We start from the raw sequence: 23,872 nt of genomic DNA, 5'->3' as shown, positions 1-23,872 counted from the left end.
GCGGTCCGGTCACACCGTTGAGAACCACGTTCGAGAGGGAACACCCGTGCACGACACACCCGTCCTGGCCGACGCCCGACCGGAGGCGGCACGCGAACGACCCGGCCCGCGCAACAACCCGTGGTGGACCCTGGTCGCCGTCGCGTTCGGCCTCTTCATGGTCGGCCTCGACGGCAGCGTGGTCGCCATCGCCAACCCCTACATCGGGCAGGACCTGAACGCCTCGCTGGCCGAGCTCCAGTGGGTGACCAACTCCTACCTGCTGGCGCTGGCCGCCGCGCTGATCCTGGGCGGCAAGCTCGGCGACCGGTTCGGCCGCCGCACGTTCTTCCTGGCCGGCCTGGTCCTGTTCACGCTCGCCTCGGTGGCCATCGCCGTGGTCGGCTCCACCGCGGGCGTCATCGTCTTCCGCGCGGTGCAGGGGCTCGGCGGCGCGCTGATGATGCCGAACACCCTGGGCCTGCTGCGCGCGGTCTTCCCGCCGCGGAAGTTCGGCGCGGCGGTCGGCATCTGGGCCGCCGTCTCGTCGGTGTCCACCGCGGCCGGCCCGATCGTCGGCGGCCTGCTCGTGGAGCACGTGAACTGGGAGTCGGTGTTCCTGATCAACGCCCCGATCGGCGTGGTCGGGCTCGTCGTCGGCCTGCTGGTGCTGCCGGAGAGCAAGGACGGCACGGGGCACCACCGGTTCGACCTCCCCGGCCTGGCGCTGCTCGCACTGGGCATGATCGCGATCGTCTACCCGGTCGTGCAGAGCGAGAGCTGGGGCTGGGCCTCGCCGAGGACCATCGGCCTGCTGGTGCTCGGCGTGGCGCTGCTGGCCGCGTTCGTCGTGGTCGAGAACCGGACGGCGCACCCGCTGCTGCCGATGCGCCTGTTCCGCAACCCGTCGTTGAGCGTGGCCACCGCGGTCACCGCGGTGAACTTCTTCGTGCTGCTGGGCTCGATCTTCTTCCTCATGCTGTACCTCCAGAACGTGCGCGGGCACGGCCCCGTCGAGGCCGGTGTGCTCACCCTGCCGCTGAGCCTCGCGTCGATGGTCGCCAGCCCGCTCGGCGCGGCGCTGACCGACCGGTACGGCCCGCGCCTGACGCTCACCCTGGGCATGGTGCTCCAGGCGGGCGCGTCGTTCGGCCTGCTGGGCCTCGGCGTCCACTCCGGCTACGCGACGATGTGGCCGTGCTTCCTGGCCCTGGGCCTCGGCGTGGGCATGGTGATGGCCGCGTCGTCGGAGGCGATCGTGGGCAACGCCCCGGTGCGGGACGGCGGCGTCGCCGGCGGTCTCCAGGCCACCGCGCTCCAGGTCGGCGGCGCGCTCGGCACGGCCGTGCTGGTGTCGGTGCTGGGCAGCCGGGTCGGGTCCACCCTGCACGACTCCTTCCTGTCCGCCGGGGTGCCCGCCGCCCTCGCCGACGGGCTGGGCGAGGCGGGCGACGCGGTCGCGATGGGCGTGACCCCGGTGCTGCCGGGCGTCACGGCGGAGGTGCAGGCCGCGGTCCGGGAGGGCGCGGCGCAGGCGTTCGTCTCCGGCATGCACGTCGCCGCGCTGGTCACCGGCGGCCTGTGCCTGGTCGGCGCGGTGCTGTCCGCGACGATCGTGCGCCGGGGCGGCAACAGCGGTGCCGGGGTGCCCGCCGTGCACTGACCACCGGAGGGTCGGCCGCGTCGTGCACCTGCCCGGCGGGTTCCGCGCAGGACCCGTGACGGCGTGCCCGCGCCGGCGGGCGACCTGGTCGAATGCGGCCATGCCGTTCACCGGGTCGCACGTCGCGGCCGTCCTCCCGCTGGTCCGCTCCCCCTTCGTCCCGTCGGCGCTGGTGGCCGGGTCCGTGGCGCCCGACCTGCCGTTCTTCGTGCTGCTGCGCCCGGCCGGGGTCGAGTACACCCACACGTGGTGGGGCGTGGTCCTGGTGGACCTGCCGATCGCCCTGGTGGCCCTGGCGGTCTACCGGGTGCTGCTGTTCGAACCGGCGCTGGCCCTGGCCCCGGACGCGGTGCGGTCGCGCCTGGCGCACCTGCCCGCGCCGCGCTTCGGGGTCGCCCTGGTCGGCTCGGCGGTGCTGGGCACCCTGACGCACCTGTTCTGGGACGGTTTCACGCACGCGACCGGGTGGGCCGTCGCCCTGCTCCCCGGGCTGAACGCGGTGGTGGGGTCCCAGCCCCTGCACCAGTGGGGCCAGTGGGGCAGCACCGCGGTCGGCGGGCTGGTGGTGGCGGTCTGGTGCCTGCGGCGGCTCTCCGCGCTGCCCCGGCGACCGGTCCCCGCCCGCCTCGCCCCGCCGGCCCGCCCCCTGCTCCCCCGCGCCGCCGTGGTGCTGTCCACGGCGGTCTTCGCGGGCGTCGCCACCGAGGGGTCCGCGGTGGAGGACGTGCTGGTCGGCGTGTCGATCACGGTCACCACGGGCGCGGCGTGCGGCCTCGCGCTGTACGGGCTGTGGCGCCGGGCCGCCCGCCTGGTGGCGCGCGGTCCCGCTGCCGCGCCGCCCGCCCCGGTTCCGCGGGACCGGAGCGGTGGGCGCCGCCTAAGGGTTACCGAGGGTGGGCGTCCCGACCCGCTGTCTGGTGCGCGACCGGACCGCACTGCATGATGTGCGGTGTGAGCGAGGCGAACTCCCGGTCATCGGCGGACGACGACGGGACCGGTGACGGCGTGGTGGTGCTGCGCCTGAGCGGCGAGATCGACATGTCCAACAGCGACGACCTGCGCGACCGGGCCGTCGAGGCGCTGGACGGCGCGGCGGCGGCGCTCGTGCTCGACCTGTCCGGGGTGACGTTCTTCGCGTCGTCCGGGCTGGCGGCCCTGGCCCAGCTGCGCCGGCGCGGCGTGGAGTCGGGGCGGCGGGTGCACGTGGTGGCCAGCCGGAACGTCCGCCGCACGCTGGAGCTGACCGCGATGTCGACGCTGCTCCCCCTGCACGACGAGGTCGAGGACGCGGTCCGGGCGGCGTCGCGCGGGGCGGGGTCGGCGTGACCGGCGCGGTCGGCACCGGGCTCGTCGGGCGGCGGTCAGGTGGGTGACCCGCGCGCCCTGCCGGTGTCGGACCCGCTGGTGATCGCCCTGGACGGGGTGGCGCCGGCCCTGTCCGACATCAGGCGGAAGGCAGCCGCCTTCGTCGACGGGCTGGACGAGGACAAGGTCGGCGACCTGCTGCTGGTCGTCACCGAGCTGGTGAGCAACGCCTACGACCACGGCCTGCGCGCGCTGGAGGTGCGGTTGACCGGCGACGCGGACTCGGTCCGGGTCGAGGTCGACGACGAGTCGCCGGACCGGCCCGTGCTCGGGCACTCGCGGCTGGGCGCGACGCGCGGCAACGGCCTGCGCATGGTCCAGACGCTGTGCGTCGACTGGGGCGTGACCTGGCGGGACCGGGGCAAGACGGTGTGGGCCGTGCTGGCCCGCGAGGACGCCTGACCGCCGGCGCGGGTCAGGCGGTGGGCGACCGGGGCGCGGCGCGCAGCCCGAAGTGCAGGTACGGCGTGCCGTCGGGCAGTTCGTAGAACACCGCGGGCACCCACGGCTCGGACTCGGCGGCCCGCCCGGCGAACACGCCGTCGGCCACCGGGACGAGGTCCAGCTCGACGTCCCGGGTCAGGTGGGCCAGCTCGCTCGTGTTCTCCGCGCGCAGGTGCAGGACTCCGCCGCCGTCGGTGACCCGGACCTCGTAGCCCAGCCGCGAGTACGTGCCGACGTGCCGCGCGACGTCCACCACCGGCGGTTCGTCGGGCGGCGCGAAGCGGGGCACGTCGACCCCGGCCAGCTCGCCCAGCAGCTCGGCGAACAACGACTGCTGCACCGCGGCGGGCACGCCGCCGTTGGTGAGCAGCACGACCGCCACCCGCGCGTCCGGCACGACCCGCAGGTACGCCCGCTGCCCGATCGTCGCGCCGTCGTGGCCGACCGCGGGACCGCCCGCCCAGTCGTAGACGATCCACCCGAGGCCCCAGTGCGTGCCCGACCACGGGTCGGGCACGCGCACCTGGGGTTCGCGCATCACCGCCGCGTGCCCGGCGGGCAGCACCCGCGTGCCGTCGGGCGCGACGCCGTCGTCCAGGTGCAGGCGGGCGAAGCGCAGGACGTCCGCCGCGGTGGCGCAGATCGTGCCGGCGGGCCCCGCGGCCCGGGTGAGGCCCCAGACCGGCGCGGGCACCTGCTCCTCCCCCGCCTCGCCGAGGTGCCCGATCGCCGTGCGGAACCGCAGGGCGTCCTCGGGCAGCGTCGTCGTGGCGTGCGCGCCCAGCGGGGCGAGCAGCCGGTCCCGCAGCGCCGCGTCCCACGTGCCGCCCGTCAGCACCTCGACGATCCGGCCGAGCACCGAGTACCCGCTGTTGCAGTAGGACATGGTCGCGCCCGGCGGGTGGGTCCACCCGAGCGCCGCGCAGGCCGCGACGTACTCGGCCAGGCAGTCGTCGCCGCGCCCGGTGTCGCGGAAGAAGTCCCCGTCGATGCCGCTGGTGTGGGTGAGCAGGTGCCGGGGCGTGACGGCCGCGGTCGTCACCGGGTCGGCGACGGCGAACCCCGGCAGCACCGAGACCACCGGCTCGTCGAGGTCCAGCCTGCCCTCCGCGACCAGCTGGAGGACCAGCGTCGCGGTGTAGACCTTGGTGATCGACCCGACCTGGAACAGCGAGTCGGTCGTCGCCCGCACGCCGGTGCGCAGGTTCAGCACGCCGGTGGCGCACTCGTGCACCTCGTCGTCCACCAGGACCGCCAACGACGCGCCGGGCACGCGGTGCTCCGCGCACAGCTCCGCCAACCGCTCCCGCCAGTGCTCGACGTCCATGACTCCCCCGGGGTGCCTCGACGATCGCCGCTGTACGCAAGGTACCGATCACCGGGTCACCCCGGGGTGGAGTCGCGGTCAGCCGTACGCGCGCAGCTCGTAGACGCGGGCGGCCACCTCCGCGGTCTGGGTGGGCACCAGGACGTCGAGGCGCACGTGGCGGCCCGACACCCCGGCGACCGGGTGCACGGTGGTGGCGGCGGTGTTGCCGGCGATGTCGACCACCCGGGTCCACCGCACGCCGTCGTCGGACACCGAGAGGGTGAACGCCCTGGTGGTGAAGGAGGCCGGTTCGCCGCCCGCTTGGGCGTGGTCGACCTCGAACCGGCCGATCGCCCGGGTCGCACCGAGGTCCACCTGGAGCTTCGCGCCGGCCACCGACGAGCAGAACTTGTCCGCGTTGCCACCGCCGACGCCGCCGTTGACCGCCTTCTCCGGCCCTTCCGACGCGCCGCACGACGGCGTGCCGGTGGCGGGCCTGCCGAGCGCGAGGTTCGCGCCGGCGCCGGTGAGGTGGTCGACGACGAGGTTGTCGAAGGAGGCTTCGGCGTTGAACACCCGCACGCCGTTCGCACCGGTGCGGTGGGTGGCGTCGGTGACGCTGATCCTGGGGGTGGCCAGGTCGTCCACGTACACCCGGATCGACGCGCCGGCGGCCGTCACCCGCAGGCGGTGCGCCTTGCCGGGCACCACGGTGACGGGCGCGGACGCCAGCGGGGTCCAGGTGCCGTCGGCCCGGCCGAGGACGACCCGGCCCGCCGCGCTGATGCCCGCGTAGTAGCCGCGGTAGGCGTCGGCGCCCACGCCCTCCCCGGTCACCCGGAACGCGACGCCCGCGTCACCGCCGCCCGAGGTGATCGTGACCTCGGTGTCCTGGGTGAAGTCGCTGAAGTCGGTGTCCAGCAACGCTTTTCCGCCCGGCGAGCTGCCCGCCCGGAACCGGCCGCCGGTCGCCGACCACGTGCCGCCGAACGTCCTCCAGCCCAGCGCGTTGCCGTCGGCGAAGTCGTCGTGGACCTCCATGGCGACGCGGCGGATCGTGCCGTCGGCGTTGAAGTGCAGGCGGTCGTAGGCGAGTTGGCGGTGGTTGCCGTCGGTCTCCCCGAGCGGCCTGCGGTGGTAGACGACGTACCGGATGTCGGTGCCCGGCACGGTGAGCACCGAGTTGTGCCCCGAGCCGCGGGCGACCGCCGGGTCCTGCGCCAGCACCTCGTCCAGCTTGGCGAACGGCCCGGTCGGCGAGTCGGCGATGGCGTACGACACCGAGTAGTCCGGGCCGGTCCAGCCGCCCTCGGACCACATCAGGTAGTACCGGCCGCCGCGCTTGAACATCTGCGCGCCCTCGACGTAGCCGGACGGCGTGATCTCCTTGAAGGTGGTGCCGTCGGCGAACGTGCCGAGGCTGACCATGTCGCGGTTGAGCTTGACCACGTTCGCGTGGCCCCAACCGCCGTAGTACATGTACGCCTGACCGTCGTCGTCGATGAAGACGTCCTGGTCGATGGGCTGCGCGCCGTTGTGGAACGCGTCGACCAGGGGCCTGCCGAGGGCGTCCCGGTAGGGGCCCTCGGGGCGGTCGGCGACGGCCACGCCGATGCCGCCCGTCTCGGAGTCGTTCTGGATGTCGTTGGCGGCGAAGTAGAGGAAGTACCTGCCGTCGCGCTCGACCGGGGCGGGCGCCCACACCGCGTACTCGGCCCACGGCACGTCCGCCGTGGTCAGCACGTCGGGGTGCTTGGTCCAGCGGACGAGGTCGGTGGAGGAGAACGCGTCGAGGTGGGTCTGCTCGGCGTAGGGCGCGGAGGTCGTCGGGAAGACCCAGTACCGGCCGTCGTAGACGGCGACGTCCGGGTCGGCGTACCACCCGTCGACGAACGGGTTGCCCGACTCGGCCGTGGCGTGGTCGGGGACGGCCGCCCCGGGAAAGGTCGTCGCGGTGGCGGTCGTCGCGGGGACGGCCGCTGCGGTGGTGGTCGTCGCGGTGGCGGGCGCTGCGGTGGCGGGTGTCGGGAGCACCGCGGGGACGCCGCACACGAGCAGGGCGGCGAGGACCCGGGCGGCGAGGCGGGTGGGCGCGGTCGGGAGAGCGGTCATCGTTGGCAGCTCCAGCAGGGCGAACAGGCTCCAACAGAAACGAACATCCTCACCCTGAGGGTGCCGGGCGCGACACGGTCCCGCAAGGGTGAAACCGTGTCGTTCCAACGATGTCGTCCCGGCCGTTCCCGGGAACCGCGCCCGTCCCGGCCCGGCTCGCCGCAGCTCATTCTCGGTACCAGTGCGTTTCTGCGTACTTCTGGTCGGTTGTGCACGCCGCTCCCGGCCCGATCACCCTCGGTGACACCCGGACGCGGGTCGCGCCTATGATCCACCGGGTGACCGCCTACGACTTCGACGAGTTCGACCACCTGGACGCCTCGGTCCTGCCGGAGCGCCAGCAGCGCATCCTGGTCGTGATCCGGGACTGGGTGGTCCGGCACGGCTACTCGCCGAGCACCCGCGAGATCGGTGAGGCGGTCGGCCTGCGCTCGTCGTCGTCGGTGTCGAAGCACCTGGCTGCCCTGGAGGACAGGGGTTTCCTGCGCCGCAGCACCAGCATGTCCCGCCCGATCGACGTGCGCGCGTTCCTGCGCGACCCGTCCGCCGAGCGCGCGGCGGCCGACTCGGTGCCGGTGCCGGTGGTCGGCGACATCGCCGCGGGCGCGCCGATCACGGCCGAGGAGCACGTGGACGACGTGCTGAACCTGCCGCGCGAGCTGACCGGGCGCGGCACCGTCTTCGGCCTGCGGGTGCGCGGCGACTCGATGGTGGACGCGGCCATCTGCGACGGCGACATCGTCGTGGTGCGCCGCCAGGAGGAGGCCCACTCGGGCCAGATCGTCGCCGCGATGATCGACGGCGAGGCCACAGTGAAGGTCTACCGGCGGCGCGGCGGCCACGTCCTGCTGGAGCCGCGCAACCCGGCCTACCCGGTGATCGACGGCGACGAGGCCGTGGTGCTGGGCGCGGTCGTGTCGGTGCTGCGCAGCGTCTGAGGCCGGGTCCCGGCGGGCGGCGCGCACCACTACGGTGGACCGATGCCCACGGTCAGGCAGTTCCAGGTCACCTTCGACTGCGCGGAACCCGAGCGCGTCGCCCGCTTCTGGTGCGAGGCGCTGGGGTACGTCGTCCCCCCGCCGCCGAAGGGGTTCGCCGCGTGGAGCGACTTCGACCACTCCCTGCCGCCCGCGAAGCGCGGTTCGGCGTTCGCCTGCGTCGACCCCTCGGGCGCGGGGCCGCGGCTGTTCTTCCAGCGCGTCCCCGAGGGCAAGGCCGTCAAGAACCGGCTGCACCTCGACGTGCGGGTCGGCACCGGGCTCCTGGGCGAGGAGCGCCGCGCCGCGCTGGAGGCCGAGTGCGCGCGGCTGGTCGCGCTCGGCGCGGTGCGCGTGCGGCTGCTGCTCGCCGACGAGGACAACGAGTCGTGCCTCGTGATGCGGGACGTCGAGGGCAACGAGTTCTGCCTCGACTGAGGGGCGGCACGCCCTAGGCTGGTGACCTTCCGGTGCGATGGGGCGGTGTCCATGCGCGAGCACGGCCCGGGACCGCTCGACGCGGTCCCGCCGACGACGCGGAACGAGGTCGTCGGCGTGGTCGGGTCGGTGGTGCAGGCGGGGTCGATCGGCGGCGACGTGCACGTCCACCCGGCCGGTCGACGGCCGCCCACGCCGCGGCAGCTGCCGCTCGCACCCGCGCGCTTCGTCGGGCGCGCTGCCGAGTCGGCCCGGCTGACCGAGGCGGTGACCGCCCCGGGCGGGGCCGCGCAGGTCGTCGCGCTGGCCGGTCCCGGCGGCATGGGCAAGACGTGGCTCGCGGTGCACTGGGCGCACCGGCACCTCGACCTGTTCCCGGACGGGCAGCTGTTCGTCGACCTGCGGGGCTTCGGCCCGGACGGCGAGCCGATGGAGACGGCGGTGGCCGTGCGGGGCTTCCTCGACGCCCTGGGCGTGGAACCCGGCGACATCCCGGCGGACCTGCACGCCCAGGCGGCGCTGTACCGCAGCCTGGTCGCGGACCGGCGGGTGCTGGTCGTGCTGGACAACGCCGCGACCGCCGAGCAGGTCGTCTCGCTGTTACCGGGCGGGAGGACGTGCACCGTGCTGGTCACCTGCCGCCGCGTGCTGACCTCCCTGATCAGCCGGTACGGCGCCCACCACGTGCGGCTGGACCCGCTGACCACCGGCGACGGCCACGTGCTGCTGACCGACTGGCTCGGCGCGGCGCGGGTCGCGGCCGAACCGGACGCGGCGGCGGAGCTGGTGGACCACTGCCGCGGCTTCGCCCTCGCCCTCGGGCTGGTCGCCGGGCGCGCCCACACCCACCCCCACGTGCCGCTGGCGCGGCTCGCCGCCGAGCTGCGGGAGATCGGGCTCGACGCCCTGGACGACGACGACCCCGCCGCGAGCCTGCCCACGGTGCTGTCCTGGTCCTACCGCGCCCTGCCCGCCGAGCAGCGGCGGGTGTTCGGCCTGCTGGGCGTCGCACCGGGTTTCGACACCGGCCTGCCCGTCGCGGCGAGCCTGACGGGGCTGACCCCGGCGCGGACCAGGCGCGTGCTGGGCGGCCTGGTGGAGGCGTCGTTGCTGGACCAGGACCCGCGCGGCCGGTACGCGATGCACGACCTGGTGCGCGCCTGCGCCGCGACCGTGGCCGACGAGGACGTCCCGGCCGACGAGCGGGACGCGGCGGTGCGGCGGGCGCTCGACCACCTCGTCCACACCGCCCTCGCCGCCGACCGGATCATCGCGCCCCACCGCCTGCCCGTCGTGGCCGAGCCGCCCGCGCCGGGCACGCAGGGCACCCCGCACGAGGACACCGCGTCGGCGCTGGCCTGGCTGGACGTCGAGCACGCCAACCTGCTGGCCGCGCAGCAGACCGCCGTGGCCGCCGGCCACCACCGGGTGGCCTGGCTGGTGGCGTGGTCGCTGGACGCCTTCCACGGTCGGCGCGGGCACCTGCGCGACCGCGTCACGACGTGGCGCGTCGCGCTGCGGGCCGCCGTCGACCCGACGACCCGCACCCGGGCCAACCGGTTCCTCGGCCGCGGCCTCGCGCACCTGGGGCAGCACGACGAGGCCGTCCGCCACCTGCACCGCGCGCTCGCCCTGGCCGAGCACCACCGCGACCCCGTCGAGCGGGCGCACACCCACCGGATGCTGTCGTGGGCCTGGCGGCAGCGCAACGAGTGGACGCACGCCCTGGAGCACGCCGGGTGGGCGCTGGAGCTGTTCCGCGTCCTCGACCAACCGGTCTGGGAGGCCGACGCGCTCAACCAGCTGGGCTGGCACGCCGCCCGGCTCGGCGACCACGACGCGGGCCGCGCGCACTGCCTGGCCGCCCTCGACCTGTACGACCGGCACCCGAACCCGGACGGCGAGGCGGCCGTGCTGGTCAGCCTGGGCTACCTCGACCACCACAGCGGCCACCACGAGCGGGCCGTCGAGCACTACCTGCGGGCGCTCGACCTGTACCGCGACCTGGGCAACACGTGCCTGTCCGCCGACGCGCTGGAGAACCTGGGCCACCCGTACGCCGCCCTGGGCCGCCTCGACGAGGCCCGCGGCCTGTGGGACCGGGCGCTGGAGCTGTACCGGCAGCAGGAGCGCCACGACGACGCCACCCGCGTCCGGGAGCTGCTGGGCGACGGCTGAGCCGCGCGCCGGCTCACGTGCCGGGGTTCACAGGCCGTGCCGCCGGTTGCCCGCCACCAGCTCGGCCACCCGCGCCTCGGCCTCGGCCGAGAACGGGTCCCGGTAGGCGTCGACCGCCCGGCGGGTGTCCTCGGCGACCAGGTCCGCGTTGACCTGCGCGCCGGCCGCGGCACCGGCCGCCGCCGCCGCGCCGACCTGGGCCGCGAGGTCGGCGACGTTGCCCGCGGCCCACACGCCGGGCACCTCGGTGCGGCCGGTCGCGTCGACCGCGACGTGCTCGCCCATCCCGGACGGGTGCGGCACGGGCCGCAGGCCGAGCGCCTCCAGGACACCGGCGCGGGCGACCATCCGACTGGCCACGGCGACGGTGTCGCGGGCGACGACCCCGCCGTCCGCGAGCCGCAGGCCGGTGATCCGGTCGTCGACGACCTCCAGGGACGCCACCTCGCCGGGCACCACCCGCACGCCCCGCGCGGCCAGCTGCTCCGCCTGCTCGTCGGTCGGCGCGGGCCCGGTGTGCGCGAACAGGACGACGTCGGCGCTCCACTGCCGGAACAGCAGCGCCTGGTGCACCGACATCGGACCGGTGGCCAGCACGCCGATGGCCCGGTCGCGGACCTCCCACCCGTGGCAGTACGGGCAGTGCACGACGTCGCGGCCCCACCGCTCGCGCAGCCCCGGCACGTCCGGCAGCTCGTCGACCAGCCCGGTCGCCACCAGCAGGCGACGCGCCCGGACCACGCGACCGCCGACCTCCACCGCGAACCCGTCGCCCTCCCGGACCGCCGCGCCCACCTCGCCCGCGACCACGTGCCCGCCGTAGCCGCGCACCTCCGCCCGACCGCGCTCCAGCAGTTCGGCCGGCGACACCCCTTCCCGGGCCAGCAACCCGTGCACCGCGTCGGCCGGGGCGTTGCGCGGCGAGCCCGCGTCCACCACCAGCACGGACCGCCGGGCGCGGGCGAGCATCAGCGCCCCGTTCAGCCCCGCGGCCCCGCCGCCGACCACCACCACGTCGTACCTGTCGAGCACCTGTCCGGTCACGTCGACCACCTCCTGCCGACCACGATGCGGGCAGGTGCGCGGGATCGGCAATCTTCGTTGCCGATATGGCAACTCGTCGACCGGGCGGGGTCAGGCGAACTCGGGCAGCCTGCGCGCGACCTCGGCGGGTGACGGCATGGCCGCGATCTCGCCGGCCAGGACCCGCGCGGCGTCGCGGTGCGACCGGTCGGCCAGCAGCGTGAGGGCGAGGTCGGCGACGGCGTCCGCGCCCCGCTCCCCCGGCGGCAGCAGCAGCCCGGCCCCCGAGGCGACGACGGCGTCGGCGTTGGCGAACTGGTCCGCCCCCTGCGGCAGCAGCAGTTGCGGCACGCCGACCGCGAGCGCGCCCAGGGTCGTGCCGCTGCCGCCGTGGTGCACCACCACGTCGACGTGCGGCAGTAGGTCGGCCTGCGGCACGCGGGCGCGGGCGGTGACCCGGGGCGGCAGGTCGCCGAGCCGGTCCGGGGGCACGTTGCCGGTGGCGACGACGACGTCCAGGCCCAGGGTCGCGAGGCCGCGGGCGGCGTCGGCGAGCGGTTCCGGGGCGCCGAACGCGGTGCCGAACGTGAGGTAGACCAGCGGGCGGGAGCCCCGGCGGGCGGGCAGCTCACCCGGTTCGGCGTGCGGCACCGGGCGCAGCGCGACGCGCTCCTCGGTGGCGAGGAAGTCCCGGTCCTGCAACGAGGGCGGGCAGATGTCGACGTGCGGCAGGCCGGGGACGGCGTCGGCGGGCCGGACGAGGCCGATGCCCTCGGGGAACAGGCGGCCGAACCCGTGCCACAGGCTCGGCACCCCGGCCCGGTGCGCGGCGACGGCCGCACCCGGCACGCCCCACCCGTGCACGACGAGGTCGGGTCGCAACCGGGCCAGCTCCGGTTCGAGGTCCTCGGCGTACACCTCGTAGAAGGAGTCCGCCGGGCGGAAGGGCCGCAGCCCTTGAGCGGCCAGCACCGCGTGCACCGCGTCGCCGGCGGCCCAGTGCACCTCGTGCCCGGCCTCCCGTGCGGCGACGGCGAGCGGGATGGACGGGTAGGTGTGGCCGACCGAGGCGAGACCGGCGAACAGCACGCGCATCGCCGGAACCTACCGCGCCGTCCTCCCCGCCCCGTGCCCGCCGGCCCGATCCGACGGCGGCGCGGCGTGGTCTAACGGGAGCGCGGGGGCCTTCGTCGTCTACTCGCCGGTCTTCTTGGCCGACAGCAGGATCTCGGTCGAGCAGTCGACCTCCTGGCCGGCCGGGACGCTCTGCGCGGTGGTGGTCCAGTTCCGGTCCACCACCAGCACGCGGCCCTGGCCGGTCGCGTCCTCCTCGCGGAGCATGAACAGGCCCGCGGCCTGCATGGTGTCCTGCGCCGTCTGGTGGACCATGCCGACCACCTGGGGCACGGTGCACGTCTTCGCGGCCGGGGCCTGCGCGGCTGTCGTGGCGGCGGGCGGCGTGGTCGTGGCCTGGACGGGGGCCGTCTCGGACGCCGGTGCCGGTGCCGGTGCCGCGCTCTGGGCTGCGGGCGACGGGGCAGAACAGCCGGTCAGCGCGGCAGCGGCCAGCGCGGCCAGCGCGGCCAGCGCGACTAAGCGGATCTTCACGGAACTCCTCCTGGGGTGCGTTCGACTGGATGTCGCAACCTCTCGGTTGTGCGTTACTCCGCATGTACGCAACAAGGCCCCCGTGCCTGCCCTCTCCGGGCGGGCACGGGGGCCTCGTCATGCGTCAGTTGGTCGTGACGTCCTCTGCCGGCCCCGGGTCGGGCACCGCGGTGCCGGGCAGCCACTGCGGCCGCACCGGCGGGAGCACGGCGTCGGGCAGCAGGCGGCCGACGAGCCGGTAGTAGCTGATCCACGCCTCCGGCGCGGTGCAGCCGATCGGCGGCCAGTCGTCCCGGGCCTGCTCGCGCACCTGCGCGATGATCGGCCGCATGGCGTCGAGCACCTCGTGGGTCGCCTCCGGGTGGAGCTGCACGTCGATGTTCGACTCCTCGTGGCCGGCGGCACGCTCCTCGTCCACGGCCTCGCGCACCGCCCCGGCGAACTCGGTCGGGGTGGGCCGGTCAGCCCTCGGCGTCGCCGCGCTCCACGGCCTTCAGCACGAGGTCGTACAGCGCCGCCGATGCCTTGTCGGCGGCGCTGCTCTTCGCCAGGGCGTCACGGTCGGCCTTCGCCTGGTCGATGTCCGCCTGGTCGTCGGCGGGGATCTCGCGGGGCACGGTCGACGTCCTTCCGGTTGGTGGAGGTGGAACCGCGCCCGGCCCGGGAGAGAGGGGCGGGGCTGGATCTCCGGGTGAAGTACCTCAAGCCGGTCACGGCCGCGTCGGGCACGGTGCGCTGCGACGGTTCCGTGCTGTCGAGGGGCACGCGGACGGCACTGGCGCAGGCGCAGCTGTTCGACGAGTCCGGCCGCCGGCCGGGTCGACCGGTCCGGGCGGTCGCGCGGCCCCACGATCGGGCGGTCGGAGGTGAGTTCCGGCGTCCAGCGGGTACGCCTCGGCCGATCCACGCCACCCGCACACCTGGAGAGCCGATGTCAGACCTGAGGACCGCCGTCGTCTACTACTCCGCCACCGGCAGCGTGCACGCCATGGCGCAGGCCGCGGCGCGGGCCGCCGAGGAGGCGGGGTCGGAGGTGCGGTTGCGGAAGGTGCGGGAACTCGCGCCGGAGGAGGCGATCGCCAGCAACGAGGGGTGGGCCGCCCACGCCCGGCAGACGCAGGACCTGCCCGAGGCGGAGTTGGCCGACCTGGAGTGGGCCGACCTGCTGGTCTTCGGCGCGCCCACCCGGTTCGGGATGCCCGCGGCGCAGCTCAAGCAGTTCCTGGACACCACGGGGCCGCTGTGGGCGGCGGGCAAGCTGGTCGACAAGGTGGCGACGTCGTTCACCTCGGCGGCCACCGCGCACGGCGGCCAGGAGACCACCATCACCGCCCTCAACAACACCTTCTACCACTGGGGCTGCGTCATCGTGCCGCCCGGTTACGCCGACCCGATCCAGTTCCAGGCGGGCAACCCCTACGGCTCCAGCCACGTGTCCGACAACGGCCGGACGCCGCCCGGGCAGGTCGAGCTGGACGCCGTGTCGTTCCAGGTCCGCCGCGCGGTGCGCCTGGCCCGCGCGCTCAAGGCGGGTCTCGCGTCGGCGTGACCGGCGGCCGTCCCGAAGGTGGTGATTGACAACCCGGACGGCGCGCGATCAGCCTGGGAGCGCTCCCTGACATCGTCGTCGCAGAGGACACACCACCATGAGACCGCGCGCCACCCTGCTCGTCCTCGCCCTGGCCGCCGCGTCCCTCGCCGCGCCGGCCGTCCTCGCCGCGCCGGCCGTGCGGGCGCAGGACGACCCCGGCGTCCGCGTCGCGGTCAACGCGCGGGCCGGGCTGGAGGGCGTCGACGACGCCGCGATCGGGGTGAACCACGCGATCTGGGACGCCCAGCTCGGCACGCCCGAGGTCGCCGACCTGCTGGAGGACGCCGGGGTGGGCGCGATGCGCTACCCCGGCGGGTCCTACTCGGACATCTACCACTGGCGCGACCACACCGCGCCCGGCGGGTACGTCGCGCCGAACACCGACTTCGACGCGTTCATGGCGGGCGTGCGGCGGGCCGGGGCGCAGGCGGTGGTGACGGCCAACTACGGCACCGGCACGCCCGCCGAGGCGGCCGAGTGGGTGCGCTACGCCAACGTCACCAAGGGCTACGGCGTGAAGCACTGGGAGATCGGCAACGAGCTGTACGGCAACGGGCACTACGGCTCCCGGTGGGAGGCCGACGACCACCCGGACAAGAGCCCGGCCCAGTACGCGGCGCTGGTCGTGGAGTACGCGCGGGCGATGAAGGCGGTCGACCCGACGATCCGGGTGGGCGCGGTGCTCACCACGCCCGGCGACTGGCCGGACGGCATCGTGGCGGCGGGCGACGCGGGCACCTGGAACCAGGTGGTGCTGTCGACCGCGGGGCCGGAGGTCGACTTCGTCGTGCTGCACTGGTACCCCACCGGCGCGACCGGGGCCGAGGTGCTGACCAAGACCGACCGGGTGCCGGAGGTGCTGCGCTCGACGCGCGGGCAGGTCGCCCGGTACGCGGGCAAGGAGCTGGGCATCGCGCTGACCGAGGTGAACACCTCGTACGGCCGCAACACCCAGCCCGGCGCGCTGTTCGCGGCCGACGCCTACGCGTCCCTGCTGGCGCACGGCGCGTTCACGGTGGACTGGTGGAACGTGCACAACGGCATCGGCACCGTCTCCACCATCGGCGGGCAGACCGACTTCGACGACTTCGGCCTGCTCTCCAGCGGCAACTGCACCGCCGACGGCGCGGTGTGCCAGCCGGCGCTGAACACGCCGTTCGCGCCGTACCACGGGCTGGCCATGACCTCGCGGTTCGTCCGCCCCGGGGACCGGTTCGTCGCGGCGGCGGCGTCCGACCCGCTGGTGCGGGCGCACGCGGCCCGGCGCCCCGACGGCGGCCTGGCCGTGCTGCTGGTCAACCAGGACCCGGCGGCGGCCAAGCCGGTCACCCTGGACTACGCCGGGTACGCGCCCGCCGCGCGGGCGGAGGTGCTGTCGTTCGCCAACGGCGACGCGGGCATCACCACGTCGACCGGCGAGGCCGGTTCGGTGACCCTCCCGCCGCACTCGCTGACCACGCTCGTCCTGCGCCCGTCGGCGCCGGTCGCGGGTCCGGCGTCGCCCGACCGCCCGGCGGTCGGCGCGGTCACCGACCGCACGGCCACCCTCACCTGGCCCGCGCCCGCGCCGGGCGTCAAGTACGAGGTGCACCGGCAGCGCGGCGCGGCGACCGAGCAGTGGGGCGAGACGACGGGCGGCTCGTTCACCGCGCGCAACCTGTCCCCCGGCACCCGCTACACGGTCAACCTGGTCGCCCGCGACGGCGCCGGGCGGGTCTCGTGGGCCTCGCCGCCGCTGACCTTCACCACGTCCACGCCCACCGCGGCGGAGTGCGCGGTCACCCTGACCGACACCGCGAACTGGGGCAACGGCTTCGTCGGCAGCGTGGACGTCACCAACACCGACGACGAGGCGCTGCACGGCTGGACCCTCGCCTTCGACTGGCCGACGCCGTGGCAGCAGGTGGGCAGCGGGTGGAACGCCACGTGGGAGCAGACGGGCACGGCGGTGCGCGTCCGCTCGGACCAGGTGCTGGCACCGGGGGCCACGGTGAACACCGGTTTCGTCGGCGCCTACCAGGGCCCGAACACCCCGCCGGCGGTGTTCACGCTCAACGGCCGGACCTGCACCACGCGCTGAGCCGACCCCGACGGCGTGCGACGCCGCCCACCCTCCACCCACTTTCTGGCACGCCATGCCATAAAGTGGGTGGAGGGCGACCGCCCCATCGGGCGAGGGGAACGGAGCGCGACATGGGCGACAGCGGGTTGGGCGGCAGCAGCGTGATCGTCACCGGGGCCGGGTCCGGCATCGGGCGGGCGGCGGCGGTGCGGTTCGCCGCCGAGGGCGCCCGCGTGGTGGTCGCGGACCTGGACGGGGCACGGGCGGGGGCGGTGGTCGAGGAGATCACCTCGACCGGCGGGACCGCGGTGGCGGTGGTGGGCGACCTGGCCGAGCAGGACGTGGTCGACCGGGTCGTGGCGACCGCCGTCGAGGAGTTCGGCGGGGTGGACGTGCTGGTCAACAACGCCGGGGTGATGGACTCGATGACCGCCGCGGCCGACGTCACCGACGCCGAGTGGGAGCGGGTCGTCCGGGTCAACCTGACCGCGCCGTTCCTGCTCAGCCGGGCCGTCGTGCCGCACATGCTGGCCAGGGGCAAGGGCGCGATCGTCAACACCGCGTCCGAGGCCGCCCTGCGCGGCAGCGCGGCGGGCACCGCCTACACCGCCTCCAAGCACGGCGTGGTCGGCCTGACCAAGTCGCTGGCCGTCATGTACCGCGCCCACGGCATCCGCACGAACGCCATCGCGCCCGGCGCGACCCGCACGGCCATCCTCTCGGCCCCGCCCGCCCCCGGCCACGGCCCGGCGGCCCTCGCGCCCTACACCGCCAACTACGGCCGCGTGTCGGAGGCCGAGGAGCAGGCCGCGGCGATCGTGTTCCTCGCCTCGGACGCGGCGAGCAACGTCAACGGCGTGGTCCTGCCGGTCGACAACGGGTGGGCCGCGGTCTAGCCACGACTCGTGGGCCGCGGTCCAGCCGCGACGGGTGGGCCGCGGTCTAGCCGAACGCGCGCACCGCGGTCCGCAGCGCCTCGCGGACGGTCCGCAGCAGGCCGTCCGCGTCGTCGTCCCCGGCACGCCGGGCGTGGTGCTCGACGGCGGCGCGCAGGGCCGCGTTGACCATCGCCGCGCCCACCGCCACGTGCAGGTCGTCGGGCGACGAGCCGGTCGACCGGGCGAGCGCGGCGGCGAAGGCGGCCTCGGCGTCGTCGTGCGCCTGCAACCACACGCCGCGCAGGCCCGGGTCGGTCCGCGCCAGCCGCACCAGGCCCAGCGTGGTCGGCACGTCGCCGAGCGGCTCGCGCGCGGCGCCGGTCACCTCGGCCACGACGGCGTCCACGTCCTGCCCCGGCCGCCACGACGCCAGGGCGGAGGCCAGCACGTCGGTCGCCGCGGTGAGCAGCGGCCGGACGCAGTTCTCCTTGGACGTGCAGTAGCGCCAGAACGTGCGCGGCGAGATGCCCGCGGCGGCGGCGATGTCCTCGACGGACGTGGCGGCCACGCCCTTCTCGGTGAACAGGCGCACGGCGGCGCGGGCGATCTCCAGCCGCACCTGCGCCCGGCGCCCCTCGCTCAACGGCGGACGCCCCGTCCGCGCACCGCTCCGCACCAGGTCAGCCTACTGGTCGGCACGCCGCGCCCCCGCGACGCGGCGTGCCGGGGGGCGCTCACCAGGCGACGGGCAGCTCGTACACCCCGTAGACGAACCCGTCGTGCTTGAACGGGACGTCCTCGAAGTCGGCGGCCAGCCGCAGGTCCGGCACGCGCCGGTACAGCGTGCGGTAGACGACCTCCAGCTCCAGCCGGGCCAGCGGCTGCCCGAGGCACTGGTGCACGCCGAACCCGAACGCCACGTGGTGGCGGGCCTGGCGGGTGATGTCGAGGCGGTCGGGGTCCGGGAACGCCTCCGGGTCGCGGTTGGCGATCTCGTTGGGCAGCACGAAGCCCTCGCCCGCCTTGACCGGGCAGCCGGCGACCTCCATGTCCTCCCGCGCGAACCGGCGGCGCCCGCCGTGCGTGATGTTGAGGTAGCGCAGCAGCTCCTCCACCGCGCGGGTGGCCGTGGTCGGGTCGTCGGAGTCGCGCAGCAGCGCCAGCTGGTCGGGGTGGCGCAGCAGCAGCAACGTGCTCAGGGCGATCATGTTGGCGGTCGTCTCGTGCCCCGCGATGAGCAGCAGCACGGCCATCTGGGTGGCCTCGGGCACCGTCAGGTCGCCCGACCCGACCTTCTCGCCGAGGCGGGACAGCAGGTCGTCGCCGGGGTGCTCCACCTTCGCGGCGACCAGGCCGCCGAGGTACCGGCCCAGCTCGCCCATGGCCTCCGCCCGCTCCTCCGGGGTGGAGCCGCGGTTGATGATGGTCCTGCTGTTGCGCTGGAAGAAGTCGTGATCGGCGTAGGGCACGTCGAGCAGCTCGCAGATCACCAGCGACGGCACCGGCAGCGCGAACGCCTCCACCAGGTCGGTCGGGTTCGGCCCGGCGAGCATCGCGTCCAGCGCGTCGTCGACGATCCTCTGCACCATCGGCCGCATGGCCTCGACCTTCTTCACCGCGAACGCGGCGCCGACCATCCGCCGCAGCCGGGCGTGCTCGGGGTCGTCCATGCCGATGAAGCTCAGCGTCCCGCCGGGGCCCGGGGCCTGGCGCGGGTACGTCGGGTGGGTCATGTCGGCGCTCACCCGCGGGTCGGCGAGCACCGCTCGCTGCTCGGCGAAGCGGGTGACCAGCCACGGCGTGCTGCCGTCCCACAGCCGCACGCGGGTCATGGGTCCGCGCTCCTGCAACGCCCGCAGCTCGGGCGGCGGGTCGAAGGGGCACCCCTCGGCCCGGGGCATGGGGTACTCGGGTGCCTCGACGGGGTCCGTCGTGCTCGTCATCGCTGTCCTTCCGGGGGACCTGGTGGCGGGGGCCAGAAAGTGACGGGAGTGGCGGGGGTCAGAAGTCGGCCTTCTCGACCTCGCCGGCGGTCACGTGCGAGCCGGTGAAGTCGCGCAGCTGCCCGAGGAGCCGCTGCCGCAGCTGCCGGGCCTGCTTGGGCATGTTCCAGCCGAGGACGCCGACGGCCTCGCCGCCGCGCTCGTAGAGGGCGACGAACCGGCGCGCGGCCACGTCACCGTCCACGACGGACACCGTCGCGCCGGGCGTGAGCACGCCGTGGACCTGGAGCCGGGCGTCGAACTGGTCGGTCCAGAAGTACGGCACCGGGGCGTAGGGGCGTCCCGCGCCCAGGACGTCGTCGGCCACCGCCGTGGCCTGCTCGGTGGCGTTCGTGCGGTTCTCCAGCCGGAGCGGGCCGCCCAGTCCCTCGTGGTGCCAGCGGGCCACGTCGCCCACCGCGTAGACGCCGTCGGCGGCGCGGCACCGCGCGTCGCACACCACGCCGTTGTCCAGCACGAGGCCGCTGTCGGCCAGCCACCCCGTGTTGGGGACCGCGCCGAGGGCCACCACGACCAGGTCGGCGGGCAGCACGTCGCCGGTGTCCAGCCGCACGCCGGTGACCCGCCCGTCCCGCGACTCCAGGCCGAGCACGGCCGCCCCGAGGCGCAGCCGCACGCCGCGCTCGCGGTGCACGTCGGCGAGCACGCCCGACACCAGCGGGCCGAGCTGGGCCTCCAGCGGCGCGCGCTGCGGGCCGGCCAGCGTGACGTCCAGGCCCAGGCCGCGCGCGGTGGCGGCGACCTCCGCGCCGAGCACGCCGTCGCCGACGACGACCAGCCGCCCGCCGGCGAGCAGCGCGGCCCGCAGCGCCAGGGCGTCGTCCAGGGTGCGCAGCACGTGCACCCCGGCCACCCCGGCCTGGTCGGGCAGCACCCTGGGCCGCACGCCGGTCGCCAGCACCACGGCGCCGGCCCGCAGCACGGCCCCGGACGCGGTGCGGACCTCGCGCGCCACCGGGTCGAGCGACACCGCCGGGTCGCCCAGCAGGAACGTCGCACCGAGCCCGTCGAGCAGGTCCTGCCCGCGCAGCCGCGCGCGTTCGGGCTCCCACGTGCCGGCCAGCACCTGCTTGGACAGCGGCGGCCGGTCGTAGGGCGGGTGCGGCTCGTCGCCCAGCAGGGTGATCCCGCCGGTGTAGCCCTTGCGCCGCAACGCCTCCGCCGTCGAGAGACCGGCGGCGGAGGCGCCGACGACCAGGACGTCGGGTGGTGGGGTCACGCCCCCTCGCCCAGCGCGATCGCCGCCGCCGGGCACACGCCCGCGGCCTCGCGCACCGCCGCGTGCAGGTGCTCGGCCGGTTCGGCGTCGAGCAGCACCACGACGCCGTCCTCGTCGCGCTGGTCGAACACGTCCGGCGCCGCCAGGACGCACGAGCCCGCGCCGCAGCACTTGTCCTCGTCCACGGTGACCTTCATCTGCTGTGCTCCTCCGTTGTTCGCGCGCTCACGCGCCGGTCGGGGTGACCGGCGCGAGCAACAGGCCGACGATCGCGTCGACGAGCCCGGTGGTCGTGTCGTCCCAGTCGGACTTCAGGGCGGGCGACCCGGCCGCCGCCGCCTCGCGCTCGGCCAGCGTGTGGGTGATGAGGTTGCGGGCCATCGCGCCGCGCTCCAGGTGCACCGGCAGCGGCAGGGTCGGCAGGCAGCGGTTGAGCCCCTCGACGATCCGCCGCATCGGTTCGGTGGACAGCGCCTCGTCGACCGTGATCTGCCGCAGGCCGGGGTCGGTCATCACCTGCGCGCTGAACCGCGCGAACCAGGTGGGGTCGCCCAGCGAGGCCAGGTGCTCGGTGTACGGGCGCACCAGGCAGGCCACCCAGTCGCGCGGGTCGCGGCTGTGCGCGACCTCGGCGAGCATCCGCTCGCGCACCCGTTCCATCGGCTCGGCGTGCCGGCGCACGATGGCGCGCACCAGGTCGGCCTTGGTGCCGAAGTGGTAGCCGACGGCGAAGTTGTTGCCCTGCCCGGCGGCCTCGCCGACCTGCCGGTTGGACACCGCGTAGACGCCGTGCTCGGCGAACAGCCGCTCGGCCGCCGCCAGGATCAGCTCCCGCGTCTCCGCCGCCCGGTTGCCCGTGGTCACCACCGCACCCCACCGCCGTCGCCTGTTGAGTCAATCGACTGACTTAAGCACGGCGACGCGGTCCGGCGCAACGCGCTGTGACGGATCGGCTGCGGAGCGAGCGCGTCAGCGGGACGCGGTCGACGGCGCCGTCCACAGCCCGGTGATCGCGTCGACCAGGCCGGTCGCGGTCTCGTCCCAGGTGCGCCTGGGCGTGTCGGAGCCCTCGGCGAGGGCGCGTTCCCGTTCGGCGCAGACTTGCACGATCAGGTGACGGACCATGTGCGCGCGATCGGTCCGCACGGAGTCGGGCACGTCGGGCAGGCACGCGCGCAGCCGGTCGAGCACCCGGCGCAGCGACGGTTCGGCCAGCGACTCCTCGTCCATGATCGACCGGAACGCGGGGTCGGTCGTCACCTGCGCGCCGAACCGCGCGAACCAGGTGGGGTCGCCCAGCGAGGCCAGGTGCGCGGTCACCGGGCGCACCAGGCAGTTCACCCAGTCGCGCAAGTCGTCGGACCCGGCGACGTCCTCGACCATCGCCCGGCGCAGCGCCTCGATCGGCTCGGTGTGCCGCCGCACGACGGCGCGCACGAGGTCGGCCTTGGTGCCGAAGTGGTAGCCGACGGCCGCGTTGTTGCCCTGCCCGGCGGCGGCGCTGATCTGCCGGTTGGACACCGCGTACAACCCCTGCTCGGCGAACAACCGCTCCGCCGTGGTGAGGATCTGCTGCCGCGTCGCGCCGACCTGCTCGGCCCTCGGGGTCCTGCCCACCTCCGTCACCACGCGCACCACCGTACAGGCCGTGCGCCTGCCCCGAGGGACATCGCGACTGCGCCACCCGGGCGACCCCTGCCCCGTTCCCGCCCCGGGTAGGGGATGTCCGCTCCTACCCTGCCGACAGGTAACGAGGGGAGGGCCCCGTGTCCGGACCGGAACGACCCACGTCCTACAACACCATTCCCGGCACTGTGCACGGCAACGTCGTGCAGGGCGCGTCGGTGGGGGACGTGCACTTCCACTACCCCGTGCCGACCCACCGCGACCCGTCGCTGGCCCTGGCCGGGGGCGTGGTGGTGGTGGCCGGGCTCGGCCTGCTGGCACCGCTCGTGCTGCTGGGCGCTTTGCTCCTGTCCTCGGGGTTGAACCCCAAGTCCACGTTGAGGTCGCTGTTCGGCGGCGTGCTGCCGTTGTGGGGCAACATCGTGGTGCTGCTGGTGGTCGGCTACCTCGCCGTCAACCTGCTCCACACGGGGTGGGACCTGGTGGGGCGGCGACACCAGGCGTGGCGGCGGGACTCGTTCGCCGGGCAGTCCTCGCTGTGGCTGTCGCTGCTGGTCCCGGTGCTGGCGCTCGCGGGGGCGTTCGACTGGGCCGACGAGATTAGCGTGGCCCTGGTCGTGGTGGTCGCGGGCGCGGGCGCGGCGGCGCTCGTGGCGGCGGCGCGGGCGTGCACGGGCGGTGCGGGACGTCGACCGGGCCTCGCCGTGGCGGCGGGCGCGGGTGCGGCGCTGTGGTTCGGGCCGGAGTTGTGGGTGCTGTGGGCCTTGTCCGGCGCGCCGCTGCCGTGGCGGGTGGCGGGAACGCTGGCGCTGTCCTGCGGCGTGGCCGTGCCCGTGCTGGCCGTCGTCGCCGTGCCGGCGGTGCGCGGTGCGGCGGTGCTGCGCGGGTGGGCGTTCGGGATCGTGCTCGTCAGCGCGTTGGGCCTGGCCATGTCGGACTGGATCTCGTCCGAGGTCTCACCGCTCCCCCTCTTCGCGTCGCCGGTGGGCGCGGTGCTGATGGTGCTGGTGGTGTCCTCGCTGCTCACGAAAGGCGCGAAGCGGGCGGTCGACGGGCCGGGAAGTGCGGCAGACCCCGGTTGAACGCGTTCGGCTGCCCGACGTTCGTCACGTGACCGGCCCGGTCGACCACGGCCGCCGACCCGTGCGGTGCGAGCAAGACCGCGGTGGCGTGGGGGACGGGCCGGAACTCGGGCTCCGCGCCCGCCACGAACAGCGCCGTACCGCGCGGCACGCGCTTGGATCGTGTTGCCGACCGTCGAACCGCCGACGAGCGTCGCCCCGCGCAGGTCCGGTCCTTCGTGGACGGCGCGCACGTCGCGGGCCCGGCGGTCCACGAGCACGCGGTAGCCGTGCGCCACGGGGCGGGCGCCTGGTAGCGCCACGACGTCGCGGGTG

24 protein-coding genes are annotated in these 23,872 nt (G+C 75.2%); 11 read left to right on the top strand and 13 right to left on the bottom strand.

Annotated features, from left to right (window positions below; all coding sequences use genetic code 11):
* Positions 1–46: 46 nt before the first annotated feature.
* The 4 genes from ACR807_RS20855 to ACR807_RS20840 all read left to right on the top strand — a co-directional run bounded on the left by ACR807_RS20855 (position 47) and on the right by ACR807_RS20840 (position 3,409).
* A complete protein-coding gene (locus ACR807_RS20855; RefSeq protein ID WP_438923038.1) occupies positions 47–1,642 on the top strand; it encodes an MFS transporter in 1,596 nt (531 codons plus the stop codon).
* A gap of 100 nt (positions 1,643–1,742) precedes the next feature.
* A complete protein-coding gene (locus tag ACR807_RS20850) occupies positions 1,743–2,585 on the top strand; it encodes a DUF4184 family protein (protein WP_438923037.1) in 843 nt (280 codons plus the stop codon).
* On the top strand, positions 2,585–2,968 hold the full coding sequence (locus tag ACR807_RS20845; protein ID WP_438923061.1) for an STAS domain-containing protein: 384 nt from the start codon (positions 2,585–2,587) through the stop codon (positions 2,966–2,968). The genes ACR807_RS20850 and ACR807_RS20845 overlap by 1 nt, the downstream gene beginning before the upstream one ends.
* Before the next feature lie 39 nt (positions 2,969–3,007).
* Entirely contained in the window at positions 3,008–3,409 is a 402-nt protein-coding gene (locus tag ACR807_RS20840; protein ID WP_438923036.1) for an ATP-binding protein, read from the top strand.
* Between the two features lie 13 nt (positions 3,410–3,422).
* Here the strand turns inward: ACR807_RS20840 and ACR807_RS20835 are convergent, their stop codons facing one another.
* The gene (locus ACR807_RS20835; protein ID WP_438923035.1) at positions 3,423–4,778 is read right to left on the bottom strand and encodes a serine hydrolase domain-containing protein; all 1,356 of its coding nucleotides are present in this window, start codon (positions 4,776–4,778) and stop codon (positions 3,423–3,425) included.
* 78 nt (positions 4,779–4,856) lie between these two features.
* Positions 4,857–6,872, bottom strand: coding sequence for a family 43 glycosylhydrolase (locus ACR807_RS20830; protein WP_438923034.1), 2,016 nt, complete (start codon positions 6,870–6,872; stop codon positions 4,857–4,859).
* A gap of 278 nt (positions 6,873–7,150) precedes the next feature.
* On the opposite strand from ACR807_RS20830, the gene lexA reads away from it, so the two are divergent.
* Genes lexA through ACR807_RS20815 form a run of 3 tightly spaced genes read left to right on the top strand, consistent with a single transcriptional unit; the run spans position 7,151 to position 10,465 of the window.
* Entirely contained in the window at positions 7,151–7,810 is a 660-nt protein-coding gene (gene lexA, locus ACR807_RS20825; RefSeq protein ID WP_438923033.1) for a transcriptional repressor LexA, read from the top strand.
* A 42-nt stretch (positions 7,811–7,852) separates the two neighbouring features.
* A complete protein-coding gene (locus ACR807_RS20820) occupies positions 7,853–8,287 on the top strand; it encodes a VOC family protein (protein WP_438923032.1) in 435 nt (144 codons plus the stop codon).
* A gap of 51 nt (positions 8,288–8,338) precedes the next feature.
* The gene (locus ACR807_RS20815) at positions 8,339–10,465 is read left to right on the top strand and encodes an ATP-binding protein (RefSeq protein ID WP_438923060.1); all 2,127 of its coding nucleotides are present in this window, start codon (positions 8,339–8,341) and stop codon (positions 10,463–10,465) included.
* A 27-nt stretch (positions 10,466–10,492) separates the two neighbouring features.
* On the opposite strand, the gene ACR807_RS20810 is transcribed toward ACR807_RS20815, so the two are convergent.
* From ACR807_RS20810 to ACR807_RS20790, 5 genes are all read right to left on the bottom strand, one after another.
* Positions 10,493–11,509, bottom strand: a complete 1,017-nt coding sequence (locus ACR807_RS20810) for an NAD(P)/FAD-dependent oxidoreductase (RefSeq protein WP_438923031.1) — start codon at positions 11,507–11,509, stop codon at positions 10,493–10,495.
* A gap of 90 nt (positions 11,510–11,599) precedes the next feature.
* The gene (locus tag ACR807_RS20805; protein WP_438923030.1) at positions 11,600–12,583 is read right to left on the bottom strand and encodes a glycosyltransferase; all 984 of its coding nucleotides are present in this window, start codon (positions 12,581–12,583) and stop codon (positions 11,600–11,602) included.
* A gap of 99 nt (positions 12,584–12,682) precedes the next feature.
* A complete protein-coding gene (locus ACR807_RS20800; RefSeq protein WP_438923029.1) occupies positions 12,683–13,096 on the bottom strand; it encodes a PASTA domain-containing protein in 414 nt (137 codons plus the stop codon).
* 124 nt (positions 13,097–13,220) lie between these two features.
* The gene (locus tag ACR807_RS20795; protein ID WP_438923028.1) at positions 13,221–13,514 is read right to left on the bottom strand and encodes a hypothetical protein; all 294 of its coding nucleotides are present in this window, start codon (positions 13,512–13,514) and stop codon (positions 13,221–13,223) included.
* 43 nt (positions 13,515–13,557) lie between these two features.
* The gene (locus ACR807_RS20790) at positions 13,558–13,713 is read right to left on the bottom strand and encodes a hypothetical protein (RefSeq protein WP_438923027.1); all 156 of its coding nucleotides are present in this window, start codon (positions 13,711–13,713) and stop codon (positions 13,558–13,560) included.
* 314 nt (positions 13,714–14,027) lie between these two features.
* Here ACR807_RS20790 and wrbA point away from each other — a divergent pair, with 314 nt between their 5' ends.
* The 3 genes from wrbA (at position 14,028) to ACR807_RS20775 (ending at position 17,645) form a co-directional block, all read left to right on the top strand.
* A complete protein-coding gene (wrbA, locus tag ACR807_RS20785; protein WP_438923026.1) occupies positions 14,028–14,645 on the top strand; it encodes an NAD(P)H:quinone oxidoreductase in 618 nt (205 codons plus the stop codon).
* A gap of 97 nt (positions 14,646–14,742) precedes the next feature.
* Positions 14,743–16,767 (top strand): cellulose binding domain-containing protein, encoded by a 2,025-nt coding sequence (locus tag ACR807_RS20780; protein ID WP_438923025.1) that lies wholly within the window; start codon positions 14,743–14,745, stop codon positions 16,765–16,767.
* A gap of 113 nt (positions 16,768–16,880) precedes the next feature.
* On the top strand, positions 16,881–17,645 hold the full coding sequence (locus tag ACR807_RS20775) for a glucose 1-dehydrogenase (RefSeq protein WP_438923024.1): 765 nt from the start codon (positions 16,881–16,883) through the stop codon (positions 17,643–17,645).
* A gap of 46 nt (positions 17,646–17,691) precedes the next feature.
* Here ACR807_RS20775 and ACR807_RS20770 read toward each other — a convergent pair whose 3' ends face one another.
* The 6 genes from ACR807_RS20770 to ACR807_RS20745 all read right to left on the bottom strand — a co-directional run bounded on the left by ACR807_RS20770 (position 17,692) and on the right by ACR807_RS20745 (position 22,478).
* The gene (locus tag ACR807_RS20770; protein WP_438923023.1) at positions 17,692–18,303 is read right to left on the bottom strand and encodes a TetR/AcrR family transcriptional regulator; all 612 of its coding nucleotides are present in this window, start codon (positions 18,301–18,303) and stop codon (positions 17,692–17,694) included.
* Positions 18,304–18,361: 58 nt separating this feature from the next.
* On the bottom strand, positions 18,362–19,570 hold the full coding sequence (locus tag ACR807_RS20765) for a cytochrome P450 (RefSeq protein ID WP_438923022.1): 1,209 nt from the start codon (positions 19,568–19,570) through the stop codon (positions 18,362–18,364).
* Between the two features lie 58 nt (positions 19,571–19,628).
* On the bottom strand, positions 19,629–20,849 hold the full coding sequence (locus ACR807_RS20760; protein ID WP_438923021.1) for an NAD(P)/FAD-dependent oxidoreductase: 1,221 nt from the start codon (positions 20,847–20,849) through the stop codon (positions 19,629–19,631).
* Positions 20,846–21,046 (bottom strand): ferredoxin, encoded by a 201-nt coding sequence (locus tag ACR807_RS20755; protein ID WP_316037595.1) that lies wholly within the window; start codon positions 21,044–21,046, stop codon positions 20,846–20,848. The genes ACR807_RS20760 and ACR807_RS20755 overlap by 4 nt, the downstream gene beginning before the upstream one ends.
* A gap of 28 nt (positions 21,047–21,074) precedes the next feature.
* Entirely contained in the window at positions 21,075–21,716 is a 642-nt protein-coding gene (locus ACR807_RS20750; protein ID WP_438923020.1) for a TetR/AcrR family transcriptional regulator, read from the bottom strand.
* Between the two features lie 102 nt (positions 21,717–21,818).
* Positions 21,819–22,478, bottom strand: a complete 660-nt coding sequence (locus ACR807_RS20745) for a TetR/AcrR family transcriptional regulator (RefSeq protein WP_438923019.1) — start codon at positions 22,476–22,478, stop codon at positions 21,819–21,821.
* A 137-nt stretch (positions 22,479–22,615) separates the two neighbouring features.
* Between ACR807_RS20745 and ACR807_RS20740 the strand changes: the two genes are divergently transcribed.
* Positions 22,616–23,557, top strand: a complete 942-nt coding sequence (locus tag ACR807_RS20740; RefSeq protein ID WP_438923018.1) for a hypothetical protein — start codon at positions 22,616–22,618, stop codon at positions 23,555–23,557.
* The last annotated feature ends 315 nt before the right edge of the window (positions 23,558–23,872 follow it).

It is taken from the genome of Saccharothrix sabaoui, from assembly GCF_051756985.1.
Classification (GTDB): Bacteria; Actinomycetota; Actinomycetes; order Mycobacteriales; family Pseudonocardiaceae; genus Actinosynnema.
The sequence above is the reverse complement of the archived record's forward strand: the minus strand, read 5'-3'. Positions and strand labels throughout refer to the sequence as shown.

Bases quoted from the DNA above. Each gene is read 5' to 3' on its own strand.
- ACR807_RS20850 (WP_438923037.1), top strand. From the start codon at position 1,743: ATGCCGTTCACCGGGTCGCACGTCGCGGCCGTCCTCCCGCTGGTCCGC.
- ACR807_RS20845 (WP_438923061.1), top strand. From the start codon at position 2,585: ATGTGCGGTGTGAGCGAGGCGAACTCCCGGTCATCGGCGGACGACGAC.
- ACR807_RS20835 (WP_438923035.1), bottom strand. From the start codon at position 4,778: ATGGACGTCGAGCACTGGCGGGAGCGGTTGGCGGAGCTGTGCGCGGAG.
- ACR807_RS20830 (WP_438923034.1), bottom strand. From the start codon at position 6,872: ATGACCGCTCTCCCGACCGCGCCCACCCGCCTCGCCGCCCGGGTCCTC.
- ACR807_RS20820 (WP_438923032.1), top strand. From the start codon at position 7,853: ATGCCCACGGTCAGGCAGTTCCAGGTCACCTTCGACTGCGCGGAACCC.
- ACR807_RS20815 (WP_438923060.1), top strand. From the start codon at position 8,339: ATGCGCGAGCACGGCCCGGGACCGCTCGACGCGGTCCCGCCGACGACG.
- ACR807_RS20805 (WP_438923030.1), bottom strand. From the start codon at position 12,583: ATGCGCGTGCTGTTCGCCGGTCTCGCCTCGGTCGGCCACACCTACCCG.
- wrbA (WP_438923026.1), top strand. From the start codon at position 14,028: ATGTCAGACCTGAGGACCGCCGTCGTCTACTACTCCGCCACCGGCAGC.
- ACR807_RS20780 (WP_438923025.1), top strand. From the start codon at position 14,743: ATGAGACCGCGCGCCACCCTGCTCGTCCTCGCCCTGGCCGCCGCGTCC.
- ACR807_RS20775 (WP_438923024.1), top strand. From the start codon at position 16,881: ATGGGCGACAGCGGGTTGGGCGGCAGCAGCGTGATCGTCACCGGGGCC.
- ACR807_RS20765 (WP_438923022.1), bottom strand. From the start codon at position 19,570: ATGACGAGCACGACGGACCCCGTCGAGGCACCCGAGTACCCCATGCCC.
- ACR807_RS20755 (WP_316037595.1), bottom strand. From the start codon at position 21,046: ATGAAGGTCACCGTGGACGAGGACAAGTGCTGCGGCGCGGGCTCGTGC.